The following is an 18,786-nucleotide window of genomic DNA, read 5'->3' on the forward strand; positions in this document are numbered from 1 at the left end:
GGGGCCCTTCCTTACACCTCGGTCACTGCTTGAGCATGTTGTCCAGCAGCAGGGCGCAGCGGATCAGGCCGAGGTGGCTGTACGCCTGCGGGTGGTTGCCCAGCCCGCGCTCGGCCAGCGGGTCGTACTGCTCGGGGAGCAGCCCCGTCGGGCCCGCCGTGTCGACCATCTGGGCGAACAGCTCCTCCGCGTCGGTGCGGCGGCCGGTGCGCAGGTACGCCTCGATCAGCCACGCCGTGCAGATGTGGAAGCCGCCCTCGCGCCCGGGCAGGCCGTCGTCCCAGTGGTAGCGGTAGACGACCGGGCCGCTGCGCAGGTCGGCCTCGATGCGCAGCACGGTGGACAGGAAGCGCGGGTCGTCGCCGGGGAGCAGGCCCGACAGGCCGATCCACAGCGAGGAAGCGTCCATGTCCTCGTCGCCGTACGCGACGCTGTAGGCCTCCACGTCGGCGTGCCAGCCGTACTCCAGCACGTTCGCGCCGATCCGGTCGCGCAGCTCCACCCACTCGGGCCGGTCCTCGCCGCCGTGCTGCCGCACCACGTGCAGCGCCCGGTCGACGGTCATCCAGCACATCACCTTCGAGAAGATGTGGTGCCGCGGGGGGAGGCGGGCCTCCCAGATGCCGTGGTCGGGCTCGTGCCAGCGGCGGCGGACCGCCTCGACCATGTTCTCCAGCACCCGCCACTCGTCCTCGCGGACGGAGCCCCGGGCGTCGGCGACGGCGGCGATGAGGTCGGCGATCGGGCCGAACACGTCGAGCTGGAGCTGGTGATTGGCGAGGTTGCCGACCCGCACCGGCCGGGAGCCGGCGTAGCCGGGCAGGGTGTCGATGACCGCCTCGGCGCCCAGCTCGTACCCGTCGACGGTGTAGAGCGGGTGCAGCCGCTCGGGGTGCCCGCCGGTGCGTTCGATGCAGCCGTCCACCCAGCGCAGCAGCCCTTCGGCCTCCTCGGTGGAGCCGAGGTCGACCAGCGCCCGCGCGGTCATCGCCGCGTCGCGCAGCCAGCAGTAGCGGTAGTCCCAGTTGCGCACGCCGCCCAGCTCCTCGGGCAGCGACGTGGTCGCCGCCGCGAGGATCGAGCCGGTGGCCTCGTGGCAGAGGCCGCGCAGGGTCAGCGCGCTGCGGGCGACCAGGTCCCGGGCGGTGGCGGGCAGCCGCAGCGAGGCCACCCAGTCCTTCCACGGCTGCTCGGCGGCGGCCTGCCGCTCGTGGACCGTCAGCCGGTGGTGCTCCAGGCTGTGTGTGCCGAAGCGCAGCTCCAGCACCACCTGACCACCGGCGGCGGACAGGTCGACGACGGCCTTCGCCGTCTCGTACCCGCCGTCGTTGTCGACCTGCCACTCGACCCCGGGGGAGTAGAGCGCGATCGGCTCGTTGGAGCCGAGCACCAGCAGCCCGTCGCCGACCGGCTGGAGCTGCGTGGCGACCTGGCCGAACTCGGGCCGGGGGGCGAACTCCACCCGCACCTTCCCGGCGCCGGTGAGCACCCGCACCAGGGCGGAGTCGCCGGTGACGACCGCCGGGCCGTCGGGGGTGGTCTCCCGGGCCGGCCTGTCCAGCCAGTCGGTGACGGTGAGGCCCGACCAGCGGGTCTCCACGGTCATCGTGCCGGAGCGGTAGCGCTGGCCCAGTGGGATGCCGCCGCGCTCGGGGGCGACGCTGAAGTGCCCCGCCGGGCTGCCGCCGACCAGGTCGGCGAAGATCGCCGCCGAGTCGGGCTTGGGGTGGCAGAGCCAGGTGACCTTGGCCTCGGGGGTGAGCAACGCGACCGTACGCCCGTTGGCGAGCATCGAGTGCCGCTCGATCGGGACGGCCCGTTCCCCGAACAGCCAGTGCCGCCGGGTCTCCAGCAGCAGGCCCAGCGCGCGGGCCGCCTCGATCGGCTCGCCGACCCGGTAGTCGGCCTTCGTCTCGCCGAGGCCGATCTTGATGCCCATGTCGGGGCCGTGCAGGTTGCCGAAGGCGTTCTCGTCGGTGACGTCGTCGCCGATGAACAGCACGGCGCTGGCCGAGAGCTGGGTGCGGAGCTGGTCGACGGCGGTGCCCTTGTGGGTCGCCACCACGGACAGCTCGATGACCTCCTTGCCCTGGGTGACGGTGACGCCGTCCCAGGTGGCGGGGCCGGAGCGGACCGCGTCGACGGCGGCGGCGGCGACCTGCGGGTCCACCCCGCGGGTGTGCACGGCGACGCTGGCGGGCTTGCGCTCCAGCCGGACGCCCGGGTGGGCGTTGGCGATCTCGCGCAGCGCGTCGCGCAGCCGGGTGCGCACGGCGATCAGCTCGGGGGAGAGCCGCTCGACGAAGCCGATGTCGAACTCGGAGCCGTGGCTGCCGACGAGGTGGACCTCGCTGGGCAGCCGGGAGAGCGCGGCCAGGTCGCGCAGCGCCCGCCCGGAGACCACGGCGACGGTGGTCTGCGGCAGCGCGGCGAGCGCCCGGACGGCGGCGACCGACTCGGGCAGTGGCACGGCCTTGCTCGGGTCCTCCACGATCGGCGCGAGGGTGCCGTCGTAGTCACAGGCGACCAGGAGCTGCGGGACCCGGGCTATCCGCCCGATGGCCGCCCGCAGCTCCGGATCCAGCACTCCCGCGGCCGGGGCCGCCCCGTCGTGGACGGACGTGTTCACGCAACCTCCGTATCAGGCACACCGAGCTCGGTGAGGAACGACTTCGCCCAGTGCCCCACGTCGTGGGTACGCAGGTGGCGCTGCATGACCCGCATGCGGCGGCGGGCCTCGGGCTTCTCCACGTGCACGGCCTTGAGCAACGCGTCCTTGACCGCGTCCGGGTCGTGCGGGTTACACAGGAACGCCTGGCGCAGCTCTGTCGCGGCGCCGGCGAACTCACTGAGCACGAGCGCGCCGCCCTGGTCGGCGCGCGATGCCACGTACTCCTTGGCCACCAGATTCATTCCGTCTCGCAGCGGGGTCACCATCATCACGTCGGCGGCCACGTACATCGCCGCCAACTCACTGCGACTGTACGACTGATGCAGATAATGCACCGCCGGCACGCCGACCCTGCCGAATTCGCCATTAATCCGGCCAACCTCGCGCTCGACCTTGACCCGTAGGGCCTGGTAGTGCTCCACCCGTTCGCGGCTCGGCGTCGCCACCTGCACCATAACCGCGTCCGGAACTGTCAACTTTCCGTCAGCAAGAAGTTCGCGGAAAGCCTTGAGCCGGAGCTCGATGCCCTTCGTGTAGTCGAGCCGGTCGACGCCCAGGATGATCGTCCGGGGGTTGCCCAGCTCCTCGCGGATCTGCTTGGCCCGGGACTGGATCGCCGGGTCCTCGGCCAGCCGCTCCATCTCCTTCGTGTCGATGGAGATGGGGAACGCGCCCGCCTTCACCTGGCGGCCGTCGACCTGGATCATCTGCCCCTCGTAGCGCAGCCCGAGCAGGTGCCGGGCCAGCCGGACGAAGTTCTGCGCCGCGAGCCGCTGCTGGAAGCCGATCAGGTCCGCGCCGAGCAGCCCGCGCAGGATCTCGGTGCGGAACGGCATCTGCATGAACAGCTCGATCGGCGGGAACGGGATGTGCAGGAAGAACCCGATCCGCAGGTCGGGGCGCAGCTCGCGGAGCATCGCCGGGACGAGCTGGAGCTGGTAGTCCTGCACCCAGACCGTCGCGCCCTCGGCCGCGACCTCCGCCGCGGCCTCCGCGAACCGCGCGTTGACCAGCCGGTACGCCTCGCGCCAGCGCCGCTTGTACGCCGGTGTCTCCACCGCGTCGTGATAGAGCGGCCAGATTGTCGCGTTCGACTGGCCCTCGTAGTAGCGCTCCAGCTCGTCGGCGCTCAGCGGCACCGGGTGCAGCCGGATGCCCTCCAGGTCGAACGGCTCGGGGGCGGGGCCGGTGCCGCCGGCCCAGCCGACCCAGGTCCCCTGGTGCTCGGCGAGGACGGGGTGCAGGGCGGTGACGAGGCCACCGGGGCTGCGTCGCCACTGCCGCCCCTCGGGGGTGTTCACCTCGTCGACCGGTAGTCGGTTCGCCACGACGACAAAGGAACTACGGACGGTCACGTTCGGCCACCTCCGGGTGCTGACGGGTCCACCGCGATTGAGCGTACTGAGCGTAGCTGCGGCGTCTGGGGCCCCGTGCCGGAGTTACCTACCCGTCCCACGCTGGCCGAACCGTGAAGGTGATCACGTCGGCCGCCCGGCTCACAGATCGATGATCGGCCACTCCTTCGGCAGCACCTCGCCCAGCACCTCGCGCCGGTCCGTCATGATCGGCGTGGTCGCCCGGGCGGCCTCGATCGCCGCCTGCGCCAGGTCCATGCTCCCCAGGGTCCGCGACCAGCCACCGAGGACCGCGCACATGTCGTGCTCGACGGGAGTGACGACCACCTGTTCGAGGTCGCCGAGGATGTCCAGGAGCGGCCAACCGTCGCTGGTCACCTGCCGGTACGCGGCGGCCAGGCAGAGGGCGGGGACGACCACGATCTGGAGCTTGTCCGCGACCTTGGCGATCTGCTCGCCGACCGCCTCGGTCCCTTCGGAATAGGCGAGCAGGCAGGAGGTGTCGAGCACCAGGCCGGCCTCGCTCACGAGGCCAGCCGTCCGCGCGAAGCCTCGCCCAGCAGTGCCGCCGCCTTGGCCCGCAGCTCGGGCGTGATCTTCGCCTGCGCCTCGTCGAGCCGCTGCCCGGCTTCGGTGAGACCCGCCTCGGTCAACCGGAAGCCGACCTGCCGCAGTGCCCGACGGGTGCGTTCCCCGGCCATCCGCTGCCGGACGCTCTCGGTGATGAACGCCGAGACGTTCGGCTCCTCGGCCAGCCGCTCCGCCACGTCGTCGGGAACGCTGATGGCGATCTTCTTGGTCATACCACGAAAGCTATCCGGTTATACCGGGCGGGGCAAGGAGGTGCGCGGGGGTGGTCGCCGGGCGGGGTGATGTGGGCGCAGCTCGGCGTACCTGTCAGGATTGACGATGGCGTGCGTCGTGGCCGGCCCCCGGCCGGCGGCGGCGAGGGGCCCCGGAGCCCGCGCCCGCATCCCGACGCGTCGAGACCAGCAATCAACGGAGGTAGCCCGCACCGTGGCCCAGTTCATCTACGTCCTGGAAAAGGCGCGCAAGGCGCACGGCGACAAGGTCGTGCTGGACAACGTGACGCTGAACTTCCTGCCGGGGGCCAAGATCGGTGTGGTCGGCCCGAACGGTGCCGGTAAGTCCAGCCTCCTCAAGATCATGGCAGGGCTCGACCGGCCGAGCAACGGCGAGGCCCGGCTCATGCCCGGCTACACCGTCGGCCTGCTCGCCCAGGAGCCGCCGCTCAACGACGCCAAGACCGTCCTCGGCAACGTCGAGGAGGCGGTTGCCGAGATCAAGTCGAAGCTGGAGCGGTTCAACAAGATCGCCGAGCAGATGGCGACGGACTACTCCGACGAGTTGATGGAGGAGATGGGCAAGCTCCAGGAGGAGCTGGACACCGCCGACGCCTGGGACATCGACTCCAAGCTCGAACTGGCCATGGACGCGCTGCGCTGCCCGCCGCCGGACGCCGACGTGACCCAGCTCTCCGGCGGCGAGCGCCGCCGCGTGGCGCTGTGCAAGCTGCTGCTGGAGGCGCCCGACCTGCTGCTGCTCGACGAGCCCACCAACCACCTGGACGCCGAGAGCGTGCAGTGGCTGGAGCAGCACCTCGCGAAGTACGCCGGCACCGTCCTGGCCATCACCCACGACCGCTACTTCCTCGACAACGTGGCCGGCTGGATCCTGGAGCTGGACCGGGGCCGGGCCATCGGCTACGAGGGCAACTACTCCACCTACCTGGAGAAGAAGGCCGCCCGGCTCTCCGTCGAGGGCCGCCGCGACGCCAAGATGAAGAAGCGCCTCTCCGAGGAACTGGAGTGGGTCCGCTCCAACGCCAAGGCGCGGCAGACCAAGTCCAAGGCCCGCCTCGACCGCTACGACGAGATGGCCGCCGAGGCGGAGAAGACCCGGAAGCTGGACTTCGAGGAGATCCAGATCCCGCCGGGCCCGCGCCTGGGCAGCACCGTCATCGAGGCGCACAACCTGACCAAGGGCTTCGGCGACCGGATCCTCATCGACAACCTGTCGTTCTCGCTGCCGCGCAACGGCATCGTCGGCATCATCGGCCCCAACGGCGTCGGCAAGACCACCCTGTTCAAGACCATCGTCGGGCTGGAGCAGCCCACCGGCGGCGAGGTCAGGGTCGGCCCCACGGTCTCGCTGTCGTACGTCGACCAGAACCGGCAGGGCCTGGCCGGCGACAAGACGGTCTGGGAGGTCGTCTCCGACGGGCTCGACCACCTCATGGTGGGCAAGGTCGAGATGCCGTCGCGGGCGTACATCGCGGCGTTCGGGTTCAAGGGCCCCGACCAGCAGAAGCCGACCAAGGTGCTCTCCGGCGGCGAGCGCAACCGGCTCAACCTGGCGCTGACGCTCAAGATCGGCGGCAACGTCATCCTGCTCGACGAGCCGACCAACGACCTCGACGTCGAGACCCTCTCCAGCCTGGAGAACGCGCTGCTGGAGTTCCCCGGCTGCGCCGTGGTCATCTCTCACGACCGGATGTTCCTCGACCGGGTCGCCACGCACATCCTGGCCTGGGAGGGCGACGACGAGAACCCGGCGAAGTGGTTCTGGTTCGAGGGCAACTTCGAGGCGTACGAGAAGAACAAGGTCGACCGGCTCGGCGCCGAGGCGGCCCGCCCGCACCGGGTGACCTACCGCAAGCTCACCCGCGACTGAGCATGGCTGACCGCTTCGTCTACCACTGCACGCTGCGCTGGTCCGACCTGGACGCGTACGGCCACATCAACAACTCGCGCTTCCTCACCCTCTACGAGGAGGCGCGGGTGGCGTTGATGTTCGCCGGCGGCAAGGCGTGGGGCGTCGGCTCGTTCGCCGACGGGGTCGTCATCCGCCGGCACGAGGTCGACTACCTGCGCCCGGTCGACTACGCGCTCGGTCGGGCCACGGCGGAGGCCGCCCCCACCGTCCGGATCGAGCTGTGGGTGGAGGAGATCCGGGCGTCCCGGTTCACCGTCGCCTACGAGCTGTACGACGGCGACACCCTCGCCAGCACCGCCCGCTCGGTGCTGGTCCCGTTCGACCTGGCCGCCCAGCGGCCCCGGCGGATCACCGACGAGGAGCGGGCCTTCCTGCTGTCGTACGCCCCCGGCGGCACGTCCGGGAGGCCGGCGTGAGCGGCGCCCCGGCGCGCCCGCAGGGCCCCGGCCCGGCCGGCACGGATCCCGGCCCGGCCGGCGGGCACGGGCTGACCGGGGCGGCCGACGCGGGCGCGTTCCTGGCCCGGCTGGTCCGGCTCGACCCGGCCGCGCCGGTCCGGCTGCGGTCGGCCCCGCCGGTGGGCGGGCCGGGCGCGGCGGGCGGCCGGACGGCACTCTGGGCCCGGCTGCCGTGGGGCGTGCTGGCCGTCCGGACCGTTGGCGGGCCGGGGTGCGGTGACGTCACGGTGGCCGCCCGGGAGCTGCTGGCCGCGCTGTCGTCCGGCACGGGCGACCTGCCCGCGCGGCGGGACGCGCAGTGGCGTTGGCCGCTGCCGCCGCCGGCGAGCCGGTCGGTGGAGCTGCTGCCCGCCGGGGAGCTGTGGCGGATCGCGGAGGCGGCGGCCGGCACGCTGCGGGACGCCGCCGCGCACGGGGTGGCCGGCCGGGCGGTGGGGCAGCGGGCGCTGCGCGACGCCCTGCTCGACCACGTCGCGGTGGTGGTCACCCCGGAGGACCCGCCCGGCCCCCCGGTCGAGGTCGCCCAGCGGCTGGTCCAGGGGCTGGTGCGGATGGGCTTCCTGGGCCGCCCCGGCAACGCCGCCGGGGCCGCCGCGGGCCCCGGTGCGGGGGCCGGAGGCGGTGACGTCCAGGTGAGGATGGCCGGCCGATGGGTCGGGCTGGTGGGACCATACGGAGCCGTGTGGTCGCAGAAGGTCGCGGATCTTGCCGTTACGCCGCTCGGGACTCATCCGAAAGTATGACCGGCGGTCATTCTTCTGGCCTGGGGCTGTCGTTGGGGGGATGCCACAACCCGGCTGTCCGGGTACCGTCCATCCTCGGATCCAACGCACCGTAGGCGGCTGGATCCGCTGGGGAGTGAGGTGCGCGAGCGATGCCGTGGTGGTCATGGCGCCCCGGTCCCGCCGTTGGCGGCGAACCGGAAACTCGAAGCGGGATCACAGTGGACAGCACCGTCCGGGTCGGACCACCGGCCCCACGTCAACCGGGCGACGACTGCCCGTCCGTCGATCGGCCGATGATCGCCGACATGTCGGCCACCATCGCGCCGGTCACCCTTCGCCGGGTCTGCGACGCGCTCGACCTGCTGGACGTGCGCTACCTGGCCGACGGCGACGGCAACCTGCTGGCCATGTGGGAGCGGCACGCGGTGCTGGTCACCCTGGAGGGTCCCGAGGACGAAATCCTGGTGATGCGGGCCCGCCCGCACGCCACGGTCCCACCCGACTGGGCCGACCGGGCCTACCGGGTGGTCAACGAATGGAACCACACCCGACGGTTCTGCAAGGCCTACATCGGCGACCCCACCGAGCGGGGGCAGTTGCCGATCTACGCGGAGCTCCAGGTGCCGCTCGGCGCCGGGGCGCACGACGCGCTGCTGGTGGAGATGCTCGACTGCGGGGCCGCGGTGGCCACCACCTTCGTGGACTGGCTGCACGACGAGGGCGCCCTGCTCTGACCCGTACGGTCCCGCCCGGGCCGCCGCCGGCGGCCCGGGCGGGACCGCGTCAGGCCGGTCCGGCCGGGTCCTCCATGACGTTGACCATGAAGTAGGCGGCCCGTTCCAGGTAGTCCCAGAGCGCGGTGGCGATCTCCGGCGGCAGATCCAGCCGGTCCACGGCCCGTCGCATGTGGTGCAGCCAGGCGTCGCGCTCGGCGGCACCGATGCGGAACGGGGCGTGCCGCATCCGCAGCCGGGGGTGCCCCCGCTGGGCGGAGTAGGTGTTGGGGCCGCCCCAGTACTGCATGAGGAACAGCGTCAGCCGGTCCGCGGCCGGGCCCAGATCCTCCTCCGGATACATCGGCCGCAGCAGCGGATCGGTGGCGACGCCGGCATAGAACTCGTCCACCAGCTTGCGGAAGGTGGGTTCGCCGCCGACCGCTTCGAAGAGGGTCACGGCACGCTCGGACTCACCGGTGGGATTCACCGCTCCATCCTGCCAGGTGCGGCCGGAGCCGGCGGGGGCCAACCGGCCCGTGCGCTGCCGACCTCGTCACAGCGGGGCGGGGGCGGTCCGGCCGGCGAGGGGAGTCGGGCGGCCCCCGGGTGGGTCAGCTCACCGCCTGGCTGGCCCGGCCGCGCTCGCCCGGCGTGCCACCCTCGTGTCCGCCGCCCGCGGCGGCCGGCCGGGGTCGAGGCTCGCCGCCCCCGGCCGGGGTTGGCGCGCCCGCGTTGCCGGCGGCCTCGACCGCCGTGTCGATCGCCGCCCGCGTCGGCCACGCCGCGGCGGTGAGCAGCATCAGCACCACGCCGGCCGCGCTCCACCCCCCGACCACCACCGGGATCGGGAAGCGCTCGGCGAGCAGGCCGGTGACCAGCACCGCGAGGCCCTGGATCACCTGGACCCCGGTGGCCATCACGCCGAACGCCCGGGCCCGGTAGCCGTTGGGCAGCGCGCGGACGAAGAGACCGTTGGCGACCGGGAGCAGCCCGGCGACCGCGAAGCCGCACAGGCCGGCGAGCAGCGCCACCACCAGCGGCGGCGGGTCGAGCAGCGACGGCACCAGGACGAGCGGGGCGAGCACCGCCAGCGGCCGGATCAGCACGAGCCGGCGGGCCGGGGCGACCGCCCGGCTGACCAGCAGCCCGCCCAGGATGAAGCCGACCGGGTTGGCGGCCATGATCACGGCCTGGGCGACGCCGCTGTCCATGCCGTCGTCGACGCCCTCGCGGGCCCAGGCGGCGGCCAGCCCCTCCGGCACGATGGAGAAGAGCATGGCGCTGAAGACCAGCAGGGCGATCGCCCGCAGCACCGGGGTGCCGAAGACGATCCGGAAGCCGTCGCCCGTCTCCCGCAGCAGGTGGCTGCGGTGGGCACTGGTCATCGCCGGCGGCCGGTCCTGGACGCCGAAGCGGACCAGGGCCGCCGAGAGGGCGAACGTGGCCGCGTTGACCAGCAGGGCGAGGGTCGGGTCGAACGCGGCGAGGGCCGCGCCGACGAGGTAGCCGAGCACCTGGGCGGCCTGGCCGGTGCTGCTGTTGAGCGAGAGCCCGACCACCAGCCGGTCGCCGGTCAGGATGAGCGGCATCAGCGCGGACCGGGCGGCCTGGCTGGGCGGGTTGGCCAGGGTGGTCGCGAAGAGCAGGCAGAGGATCAGCCACGGCTCGTTGCCCGGGAGGGCGACCAGCACCATCAGGGCCATGCGGATCAGGTCGCACGCCACCATCACCGAGCGGTAGCGGTAGCGCTCGGCCAGCGTGGCCAGCAGCGGGCCGCCGATCAGCCAGGGCAGGAAGCTGACCGCGAACGCGGCGGCGGAATAGCCCACGGACTGCGTCTCGCGGTAGACCAGCACCGTGACCGCGGCCTTGGCGATGAAGTCGCCGATCCAGGAGAGCGCGCTGGCGGTGAAGACCGCCCTGTACTCCCGTTGGGCGAACACCTCGCGGAAGGTGGCCGGCCCTTCCTGGGAGGGTCGCTCGTCGGACACCGTGGCCTCCATCGTTCCCACGGTGGGCCACTCGTGATGGCCTGACCGGGAACCGTCGTCAGATCTACGGATCAGCGAGACGTGATCACGCTCCGGCAGGTGGCGTGCGTACCGGATTCTGCCCGATCGTCTGACAACTAGCTAGGGCGAACGGATTGATCGTCGCATCTCCGACTGAACGAACGGACGATACCCGAGGGGCCGCGCGGTCCGCGACCCCTGTATTCTCGGTCAACAAAACCGCAGGTCATCGACGGTTCTCGGTGTCTGGAGCGGGGCGGGGCCGCTGCGGCGGTGGCGGCGGAGCCGGGTCAGGTGGCCCCGCCCTGGCCGGTCGCCGTGTCGTCCGCGGCCCGCAGGGGGACGCCCGGATAGAGGCGGGCGGCGGCGATCTTCGCGGTGATGCCCGAGTTCTCCAGCGCCTCGGCGAGCCGCCGGCGCAGTTCCCGGCCCACCGCGAACTGCCCGTCCGCGGTGGTCTTCACGACCGTACGGATCACCGCGCCGTCCACCGTCATCTGCTCGACGCCCAGCACGTCGGGCTGCTCCACGATCTCCGGGGCCAGGTCCGGGTCCAGGGCCACCGACGCGGCGGCCGTGCGCAGCACCGCCGTCGCCTCCTCGGTGCCGGCGAAGCCGATCGGCAGGTCCACCACGACCAGCGCCCACCCCTGGCTCTTGTTGCCCACCCGGACGATCTCGCCGTTGCGGATGTACCAGAGCACGCCCCGGCCGTCGCGGACCGTGGTGACCCGCAGGCCGACCGACTCCACCACGCCCGTCGCCTCGCCCAGGTCCACCGTGTCGCCCACGCCGTACTGGTCCTCGACCAGCATGAACAGCCCGGCGATCAGGTCCTTGACCAGGCTCTGCGCGCCGAAGCCGAGCGCCACGCCGGCGATGCCCGCGCTGGCCAGCAGCGGCGCCAGGTCGAAGCTGAACTCCCGCAGGATCATCAGCAGCGCGATGCCGAAGACGAACGCCGTGACCATGCTGCGCAGCACCGAGCCGATGGCCTCGGCCCGCTGCCGCCGCCGCTCGGGGATGAACTCGCCGGGCTCGTGGGCGGCGGTCGGCACCCGCTCGCGCAGCGGGCGCAGCAGCGTGGGCACCCCGTCGGCGGTGGTCCGGACCAGCCGCTTGATCATCCGGTGCAGCGCCCACCGGGCGAGGAGGGCCAGCGCGAGGATCAGCAGCACCCGCAGGGGCTTGAGCAGGATCCAGTAGCTGCCCTCCGCGAACCAGGCCGAGCCGCTCGTCTCGTACAACCACTCGCAGGAGCTGCTGCCCTGGCAGTCCGCGCTCGGCGACGGATCCGGGGACGCTCCGGGGGCCACGACGGCGGCCGCGGCGGCGGGAAGGGCGGCGAGGAACAGGCTGGGGGTGCTCACCCTGCTTTCGTACCCCACCGCCCGCGACCGGCCGGCAGCGGGGCGCATACGCCGGGGCGGACCGTGCGGAACCGGTCATCCTGACACAACCTAGGAATGCTTCGGCGAGGGACCCCGGATTAGTACGTGCAATCCGGGGCCTTATCAGGGACGATTGGCGCAACGGACGTCGGTGATCCCGCCGACGCCGGCGTCGTTCCGCCCTGCGCGGGGCACGCCCGGCGTGCCAGCGGTGGGAGCAGCTGGACCGGGAGGGTGAGCTCGATGCCTGACATACGACCCACGGTGGGCTCCGGCGCGCTGGTTCTCAACGCCACCTACGAGCCGCTGTGTGTCGTGTCGGTGCGTCGCGCCGCCATCCTCGTGCTCTCCGCCAAGGCCGTCTGCGTCGCCGACGGCGAGGGGATCCTGCACAGCGCCCGCAACGCGCTCCCGGTGCCCTCCGTGGTCCGGCTCACCCGGTTCGTGCGGGTGCCCTACCGCGCCCACGTCGGGCTCTCCCGGCGGGCGATCTTCGCCCGGGACGGCTGGCGGTGCGCCTACTGCCGGGGCCCCGCCGAGACCATCGACCACGTCTTCCCGCGCAGCCGGGGCGGCCGGCACGCCTGGGAGAACGTGGTGGCCGCCTGCGCCCGGTGCAACCACACCAAGGGCGACAAGACCCCCGCCGAGCTGGGCTGGCGGCTGCACGCCCCGCCCGCCGTGCCGAAGGGGACGGCCTGGCGGGTGCTCGGGCACCGGGCCCCCGATCCGCGCTGGGCGGACTGGCTCGACCTGCGCGAGGCCGAGACCGAGGCGGCGGCCTGAGCCGCGTGTCCTCCGCCGGCGCAGTGTGCGTCAGGTGGTGCGCGCCTTCACCAGGGACGCGTACACCACCACGTTGTCGGCGTATCCTGTCTCGCCGCCGACCCACGCGCCGCCGCAGGTGATCAGGCGCAGCCCCGGCCGGCTGAAGTCGCCGTAGACCTCGTCCACCGGCAGCCGGGCCTTGGCGTAGCGCCGCACCTCGTCGACCTCGAAGATGGCCACGGAGCGGTCGGCCCGGCGCACCTCGACCCGGTCGCCGGAGCGCAGCTCCTTCAGCTCGTGGAAGACCGCCGGCCCGGTGCGGGTGTCGACGTGGCCGACGATCACGGCCGGGCCGTACTGGCCGGGGGTCGGGCCCTGGTCGTACCAGCCGGCCTCCTGGGCGCGGTCGGCGTCGGGCACCCCGATGCTGCCGTCCGCGGCGATGCCCACGTCGTGCACCGGGGCGTCGAGGCCGATCGGCGCACTCGCGATGCCCACCGGCCGGCTGGCCGGCAGCACCGGGAACTTCTTCGGCGGGGGCCGCAGCCCGGCGATGAAGCGGTCCGGCAGGAGGCTGTGCCCCGTCACCTGTTCGACGCCGAGCATCGCCACGATCAGCACCATCAGGGCGGCGACGAACAACACCGGGAACCCGGGGCCCCGGCGGACGGCCCGTTGCCACCGGCGGGCGGCCGTACCGGAGGGGTCCGCCGCGCCGACGGGCCCGGCGCGGCCGGGTGTCACGGCGCGGCCGGGCGGCCCCACGGTGGTGACGCTGGCGGAGAACGCCTGCCGGGCCACCCGGGCGAACCGGCCGTAGCCCCGGGCCACGAGCCGGGCCGCCGCCCGGACCGGCCTGCGCCGCGTCCGCCGGGCGCGGTCCCGCCGGTCGCGCTCGCGTCGGGCCGTGGCGTCGGCGCGGGTACGTCGGGCCATGACGGCTCCCGGTCAGGACCGCGTCCCGGTCTGCCGGCGGGAGCCGAACGCACCGAACCCGGCCGCCACGGCCGCCGCCACCAGGCCGCCGACCAGCAGCAGCGAGCCCGTGCCCCGGCCCTCGCCGGCCGTGCCGCCGGCACCGGTGTTCGGGCCCTTGCTCGGCTGCGTCATGTTCAGCACGGTGAGGGTGGTCGTCGCGGTGCCGCCGTTGGCGCAGCGCAGCTCGACGGAGTAGTCGCCGGCCTGCTTGTTGCCGGGGATGGTGACCGCCCCGGTCAGGAAGCCGTTGTTCGGCCGGAGCACGACCCGCCCGAACGCGTCGGACTGCACGTCGGCCTGGCGGTTGTTGTCGTTGTCGCAGCTCGCCCGGATGTCGACCCGGGTGCCGGCCTGGGCGCTGTTCGGGGTGACCTCGATGAAGGTGTTCTCCCCGGCCCGGGCCGGCGCGCCGGCGAACAGGACGAACGCCCCGAGCACGCCGAGCACGGTCAGCACGGCCCGTACGGTCAGCCCGGCGTGTGCGACCCCCGCGACCCGCGCGCCGCGCCCGGCCGGACGGGCCGGGGCCGGCACGGATGGCGTTGCCGGACGGGTCGTGGCGGCCGGTGCGGCGCGCATGGCCGGACGGGCACGGTGTGACGCGGTGAGCCCCCGCATTGTTCCCCCCTCCCGGTGCCGAGGCACCGGAATCCTCCCCGGGACAAGTCCGCGCTGCATTCCCCCTGACGTGGGGGCAAACCCGCCGGCACTGGTCCGCGCGCCGGCTCGGCAGGGTGTTAGGAGGGGGCCCTTCCTATACAGAAAGCGTTAACAAGGTGCCCTTCCTTACAGGCGGGTGACGGGGTGCCAGGCAAGGGGGGTGGAGAGGACCATCGTGCTCGACGGCTGGCCGTACGGGGCGAGCCGGTCGATCACCCGCTCGAAGTCCCCGATCGAGCCGGCCGCCACCCGCAGCACGCTGCACGCGTCGCCGGTGATCCGGTGGATCTCCATGATCTCCGGCCAACCCGGCACGTCCGGGTCGTTGAGGATGCACCGCGACCCGTAGCAGGACATCCGGATCAGGGCGACCACCGTGCGGCCGGCGCGGGCCAGGTCGACGTGGGCGTGGTAGCCGGTGATCACCCCCGACTCCTCCAGCCGGCGGACCCGTTCGGCCACGGCCGGCGGCGACAGGTGCACCCGCCGGGACAGCTCGCTGTACGAGAGCCGGGCGTCGGCCTGGAGTTCCCGCAGCAGCGCCCAGTCCATGTCGTCCACGCCTGACCTTCCTCTCCGAAAGGTGGATGGGGGTTTCGGCTTTGGCTTCGCAGGTCGAAGGGCGGCAGCGCCGTCGAATCGGCATTCCGTTCGGCCCGTCGACCGGGGCACCATGACGCTACCCGGCTCATGGAGGAGACGACAGGTGGAGCAGACGGACCTGCGGGTGCCCGCACCGGCCACGGTGGTCCGTCCGGCGACCCCGCGGCAGCGGGCGGCCCGGGCGGCCCGCAACGGCGGCGAACCGACCCTGGACTTCGCCGACCGGGTGCCCTACGACGCGTACGTGCACGCCAGCACCCTGCACCGGTTGCAGCAGCCGCTGAGCGACGACCCGGGCGAGATGTCCTTCCTGATGGTCAGCCAGATCATGGAGCTGTACTTCGGGCTGACCCGCCACGAGCTGCGCGAGGCCCAGCGCTGCCTGCGCGCCGACCGGGTGCGCGCCGCCCTGGCCCCGCTGCGCCGCGCGGCGCTGCACCTGGAGGGGCTCAACGCGGCCTGGAAGGGGCTGCGCTGGATGACCCCGGCCGACTTCAACCGGTTCCGCAACCTGCTCGGCGAGGGCTCCGGCTTCCAGTCGGCGATGTACCGGCACCTGGAGTTCACGCTCGGCCTGCGCGACGCGGCCCTGATCCGGCCGTTCCGCCGGCAGGCCGAGGTGCACGCCGAGCTGCGCGCCACGCTGGCCGCCCCGAGCCTGTGGGACGACGTGGTGGCCCTGCTGGCCCGCCGCGGCTTCGCCGTGCCGGCCGAGGTGCTGGGGCGCGACGTCGCCGAGGAGCACCGGCCGCACCCGGCGGTGGAGGCCGCCTGGGTGGCGATCTACGACGGCGAGGAAGCCGGCGACGGGGAAGCCGGCGACGGGGAAACAACCGGCGAGGAAGCCGGCGCGGACGGGCCGGGCGACGAGCTGCGGCTGCTCGGCGAGGCGCTGGCCGAGGTGGCCGAGCAGTTCGGCGACTGGCGGTGGAACCACGTCAAGGCCGTCCAGCGCACCATGGGCGCGAAGGTCGGCAGCGGCGGCTCCGCCGGCCTGGCCTGGTTGCAGCGCAGCATGGCCCGGGTGGTCTTCCCCGAGCTGTGGTCGGCCCGGACGGCGATGTGAGCGGGGAGGACACGATGACCGTCGCGGAGAGCGAGGCGCACCGCCTCGACAAGGCCGACCCCGGGCACCGGCACCTGTTCCACGTGCCGCCGGCCGACGGCGGGCGCTACCCGGAGGCCGCGTACCTGGCCGGCAACTCGCTCGGCCTGCAACCCCGGGCCACCCGCGCCGAGCTGCTGGCCGACCTGGACGCGTGGAGCCGCCTCGGCGTCGAGGGGCACCTGGAAGGGCAGCGGCCCTGGCTGCCGTACCACGAGCTGTTGACCGGGCCCGTCGCGCGACTGGTCGGCGCGCGGCCCACCGAGGCCGTGGTGATGAACTCCCTCACCGTCGACCTGCACCTGCTGATGGTCAGCTTCTACCGGCCGGCCGGGCGGCGCACCCGCATCGTCATCGAGGACGCCGCCTTCCCGTCGGACAGCTACGCGGTGCGCAGCCAGGCCCGCTTCCACGGCCTCGACCCCGACGCCACCGTGCTGCGGCTGCGCCCCCGCCCCGGCGAGGACGCCCTGCGCACCGCCGACGTGGCCGACCTGCTCGCCGCCGAGGGCGACACGATCGCGCTGGTGCTGCTCGGCGGGGTCAACTACCTCACCGGCGAGCTGCTGGACATCCCGGCGATCACCGCCGCCGGCCGGGCCGCCGGTGCGGTCGTCGGCTGGGACCTCGCGCACGCCGCCGGCAACGTCCCGCTCGCGCTGCACGACTGGGGCGTCGACTTCGCCGCCTGGTGCTCCTACAAGTACCTCAACTCCGGCCCGGGAGCGCTGGCCGGCGTCTTCGTCCACGAACGGCACCTCGGCCGGGCCGACCTGCCCCGCTTCGAGGGCTGGTGGAGCACCGACGCGGCCACCCGGTTCGAGATGACCCCGACGTCCCGGCCGCCGGCCACCGTGGAGGCGTGGCAGGTGTCCAACCCGCCGATCCTCGCCATGGGCCCGGTGCGCACCTCGCTGGAGCTGTTCGACTCGATCGGCATGCCGGCGCTGCGGGAACGCAGCCTGCGGCTCACCGGCTACCTGGAGCGGCTGCTCGACGAGGTCACCGCCGACCGGCCGCTGACCGTGGTCACCCCCCGCGACCCGGCCCGCCGGGGCTGCCAGCTCTCCGTGCGCATCGGCGCGGGCAGCGCCGGGGAGCTGACCAAGCGGCTGCGCCACGAGCACGGGGTGATCGCCGACGCCCGGGAGCCGGACGTCGTCCGGTTCGCCCCGGTGCCGCTCTACTCGACGTACCACGACTGCTGGCGGGTCGCCGACGCGCTGGCCGCGACGGTCGCGGAGGTGACCCCATGAACCCCGAACGCGAGGAGATCGCCGTCGTCGGGGCCGGGCTGGCCGGCTGCCTGCTGGCCTGCTTCCTGGCCCGGCGCGGCTACCGGGTGGCCCTCTACGAGCGGCGGCCGGACCCGCGCACCGGCCGCGTCGAGCGGGGCCGCTCGATCAACCTGGCGCTGTCCGAGCGCGGGCTCGACGCGCTGCGCCGCATCGGGCTGGCCGAGCAGGTGCTGGCCGACGCGCTGCCGATGCGCGGGCGCATGATCCACCCCGTGGTCGGTGAGCCGGCGTTCCAGTCCTACAGCGCCACCGGGGACCGGGCGATCAACTCGATCAGCCGGGGCGCGCTCAACAACGCCCTGCTCACCGCCGCCACCGCGCTGCCCGGGGTGCGGGTCGCGTTCGACCACCGGCTCGTCGGCCTCGACCCGGCCACCGGCGAGATGACCTTCGAGACCCCGCAGGGCAAGATCACGGCCGCCGCGCCGGTCGTCCTCGGCGCCGACGGGGCCGGCTCCGCCGTGCGCGGGCAACTCCTCGCGTACGGGGTGCTCCAGGAGAGCCTCGACTTCCTCGACTACGGCTACAAGGAGCTGACCGTCCCGCCGGTCGGCGGGGAGTTCGCCCTCGACCCGGCGGCCCTGCACATCTGGCCGCGCGGCACGTCGATGATGATCGCCCTGCCCAACCCCGACCGCTCGTTCACCTGCACGCTGTTCTGGCCCACCCACGGCACGGCGAGCTTCGCCTCGCTGACCAGCCCGGCGGCGATCGAACGGCACTTCGCCACCCACTACCCGGACCTGCTGCCGCTGGCCCCCAACCTGGTCGACGACTACCAGCACAACCCGGTCGGGGTGCTCGGCACCGTCCGCTGCACCCCGTGGCAGGCGGGCGGGCGGGTCGGGCTGCTCGGCGACGCCGCGCACGCCATCGTCCCGTTCTACGGCCAGGGCGCGAACTGCGCGTTCGAGGACGTGGTGGCGCTGGACCGCTGCCTCGACGAGTGCGCCGACGACTGGGCGGCGGCGCTGCCGCTGTTCCAGGCGCGGCGGCAGGGCGACGCCGAGGCGATCGCCCGGATGGCGCTGGCCAACTTCGTGGAGATGCGCGACAAGGTGGCCTCCCCGGTCTTCCAGGCCCGCCGCCGCCTCGACCACGCGCTGGAGCGGGCCCTGCCCGGGCGGTACGTCTCCCAGTACGAGCTGGTGTCCTTCTCCACCACCCCGTACGCGCGGGTGCGGCGGCGGGTGCGCCGCCAGCAGGCGGCGCTCGGGGCGGTGGCCGCCGGCACGGCGGCGCTGCTGGCCGGCGCGGTCGGCGCGGCGTGGACCCGGGGACGGCGGCGGTGAGCGTGACCTGGGATCCGG

General features: G+C 73.4%; 18 protein-coding genes. 8 read left to right on the plus strand and 10 right to left on the minus strand.

What is annotated here, in order from left to right; genetic code table 11:
* Window positions 1–22: 22 nt before the first annotated feature.
* The 4 genes from otsB to ACVMYR_RS29335 all read right to left on the minus strand — a co-directional run bounded on the left by otsB (window position 23) and on the right by ACVMYR_RS29335 (window position 4,829).
* Window positions 23–2,629, minus strand: a complete 2,607-nt coding sequence (otsB, locus tag ACVMYR_RS29320; protein ID WP_457123359.1) for a trehalose-phosphatase — start codon at window positions 2,627–2,629, stop codon at window positions 23–25.
* Window positions 2,626–4,026 (minus strand): alpha,alpha-trehalose-phosphate synthase (UDP-forming), encoded by a 1,401-nt coding sequence (locus tag ACVMYR_RS29325; RefSeq protein ID WP_077938661.1) that lies wholly within the window; start codon window positions 4,024–4,026, stop codon window positions 2,626–2,628. The genes otsB and ACVMYR_RS29325 overlap by 4 nt, the downstream gene beginning before the upstream one ends.
* 141 nt (window positions 4,027–4,167) lie before the next feature.
* Window positions 4,168–4,554: a hypothetical protein gene (locus ACVMYR_RS29330; RefSeq protein WP_457123360.1), complete on the minus strand. Its 387-nt coding sequence runs from the start codon at window positions 4,552–4,554 to the stop codon at window positions 4,168–4,170.
* Window positions 4,551–4,829 (minus strand): hypothetical protein, encoded by a 279-nt coding sequence (locus tag ACVMYR_RS29335; protein ID WP_043966268.1) that lies wholly within the window; start codon window positions 4,827–4,829, stop codon window positions 4,551–4,553. Before ACVMYR_RS29335 ends, ACVMYR_RS29330 begins: the two co-directional genes overlap by 4 nt.
* 214 nt (window positions 4,830–5,043) lie before the next feature.
* On the opposite strand from ACVMYR_RS29335, the gene ettA reads away from it, so the two are divergent.
* The 4 genes from ettA to ACVMYR_RS29355 all read left to right on the plus strand — a co-directional run bounded on the left by ettA (window position 5,044) and on the right by ACVMYR_RS29355 (window position 8,679).
* Complete coding sequence (gene ettA, locus ACVMYR_RS29340; protein WP_077938664.1) at window positions 5,044–6,720, plus strand: energy-dependent translational throttle protein EttA; 1,677 nt, start codon at window positions 5,044–5,046, stop codon at window positions 6,718–6,720.
* 2 nt (window positions 6,721–6,722) lie between these two features.
* Window positions 6,723–7,178 carry an acyl-CoA thioesterase gene (locus ACVMYR_RS29345; RefSeq protein WP_077938665.1) on the plus strand — a complete coding sequence of 152 codons (456 nt, stop codon included), beginning with the start codon at window positions 6,723–6,725 and terminating at the stop codon, window positions 7,176–7,178.
* A 71-nt stretch (window positions 7,179–7,249) separates the two neighbouring features.
* Window positions 7,250–7,963, plus strand: coding sequence for a hypothetical protein (locus ACVMYR_RS29350; RefSeq protein WP_077938675.1), 714 nt, complete (start codon window positions 7,250–7,252; stop codon window positions 7,961–7,963).
* Between the two features lie 131 nt (window positions 7,964–8,094).
* A complete protein-coding gene (locus tag ACVMYR_RS29355; protein WP_043966274.1) occupies window positions 8,095–8,679 on the plus strand; it encodes a type III secretion system chaperone family protein in 585 nt (194 codons plus the stop codon).
* Window positions 8,680–8,728: 49 nt separating this feature from the next.
* Here the strand turns inward: ACVMYR_RS29355 and ACVMYR_RS29360 are convergent, their stop codons facing one another.
* The 3 genes from ACVMYR_RS29360 to ACVMYR_RS29370 all read right to left on the minus strand — a co-directional run bounded on the left by ACVMYR_RS29360 (window position 8,729) and on the right by ACVMYR_RS29370 (window position 12,043).
* Window positions 8,729–9,148 (minus strand): globin, encoded by a 420-nt coding sequence (locus tag ACVMYR_RS29360; protein WP_353900860.1) that lies wholly within the window; start codon window positions 9,146–9,148, stop codon window positions 8,729–8,731.
* 124 nt (window positions 9,149–9,272) lie between these two features.
* On the minus strand, window positions 9,273–10,664 hold the full coding sequence (locus ACVMYR_RS29365) for an MFS transporter (RefSeq protein WP_077938667.1): 1,392 nt from the start codon (window positions 10,662–10,664) through the stop codon (window positions 9,273–9,275).
* Between the two features lie 299 nt (window positions 10,665–10,963).
* The gene (locus ACVMYR_RS29370) at window positions 10,964–12,043 is read right to left on the minus strand and encodes a mechanosensitive ion channel family protein (protein ID WP_457123361.1); all 1,080 of its coding nucleotides are present in this window, start codon (window positions 12,041–12,043) and stop codon (window positions 10,964–10,966) included.
* Window positions 12,044–12,307: 264 nt separating this feature from the next.
* On the opposite strand from ACVMYR_RS29370, the gene ACVMYR_RS29375 reads away from it, so the two are divergent.
* Window positions 12,308–12,850 carry an HNH endonuclease gene (locus ACVMYR_RS29375; protein WP_043966647.1) on the plus strand — a complete coding sequence of 181 codons (543 nt, stop codon included), beginning with the start codon at window positions 12,308–12,310 and terminating at the stop codon, window positions 12,848–12,850.
* Between the two features lie 30 nt (window positions 12,851–12,880).
* Here ACVMYR_RS29375 and ACVMYR_RS29380 read toward each other — a convergent pair whose 3' ends face one another.
* The 3 genes from ACVMYR_RS29380 to ACVMYR_RS29390 form a co-directional block, all read right to left on the minus strand.
* Complete coding sequence (locus ACVMYR_RS29380) at window positions 12,881–13,768, minus strand: class F sortase (protein ID WP_077938668.1); 888 nt, start codon at window positions 13,766–13,768, stop codon at window positions 12,881–12,883.
* Window positions 13,769–13,780: 12 nt separating this feature from the next.
* Window positions 13,781–14,281 carry a hypothetical protein gene (locus tag ACVMYR_RS29385; protein WP_043966649.1) on the minus strand — a complete coding sequence of 167 codons (501 nt, stop codon included), beginning with the start codon at window positions 14,279–14,281 and terminating at the stop codon, window positions 13,781–13,783.
* A gap of 315 nt (window positions 14,282–14,596) precedes the next feature.
* A complete protein-coding gene (locus ACVMYR_RS29390) occupies window positions 14,597–15,031 on the minus strand; it encodes an Lrp/AsnC family transcriptional regulator (protein ID WP_043966285.1) in 435 nt (144 codons plus the stop codon).
* 145 nt (window positions 15,032–15,176) lie between these two features.
* Here ACVMYR_RS29390 and ACVMYR_RS29395 point away from each other — a divergent pair, with 145 nt between their 5' ends.
* From ACVMYR_RS29395 to ACVMYR_RS29405, 3 genes are read left to right on the plus strand one after another with little or no spacing between them, the layout of a single operon-like run.
* Window positions 15,177–16,139 (plus strand): tryptophan 2,3-dioxygenase, encoded by a 963-nt coding sequence (locus tag ACVMYR_RS29395; protein ID WP_431896357.1) that lies wholly within the window; start codon window positions 15,177–15,179, stop codon window positions 16,137–16,139.
* Between the two features lie 14 nt (window positions 16,140–16,153).
* Entirely contained in the window at window positions 16,154–17,434 is a 1,281-nt protein-coding gene (gene kynU / locus ACVMYR_RS29400; protein WP_457123362.1) for a kynureninase, read from the plus strand.
* On the plus strand, window positions 17,431–18,768 hold the full coding sequence (locus ACVMYR_RS29405; RefSeq protein WP_457123363.1) for an FAD-dependent oxidoreductase: 1,338 nt from the start codon (window positions 17,431–17,433) through the stop codon (window positions 18,766–18,768). Before kynU ends, ACVMYR_RS29405 begins: the two co-directional genes overlap by 4 nt.
* Window positions 18,769–18,786 lie beyond the last annotated feature (18 nt).

The sequence above is a fragment of the Micromonospora sp. PTRAS2 genome, assembly GCF_054052245.1.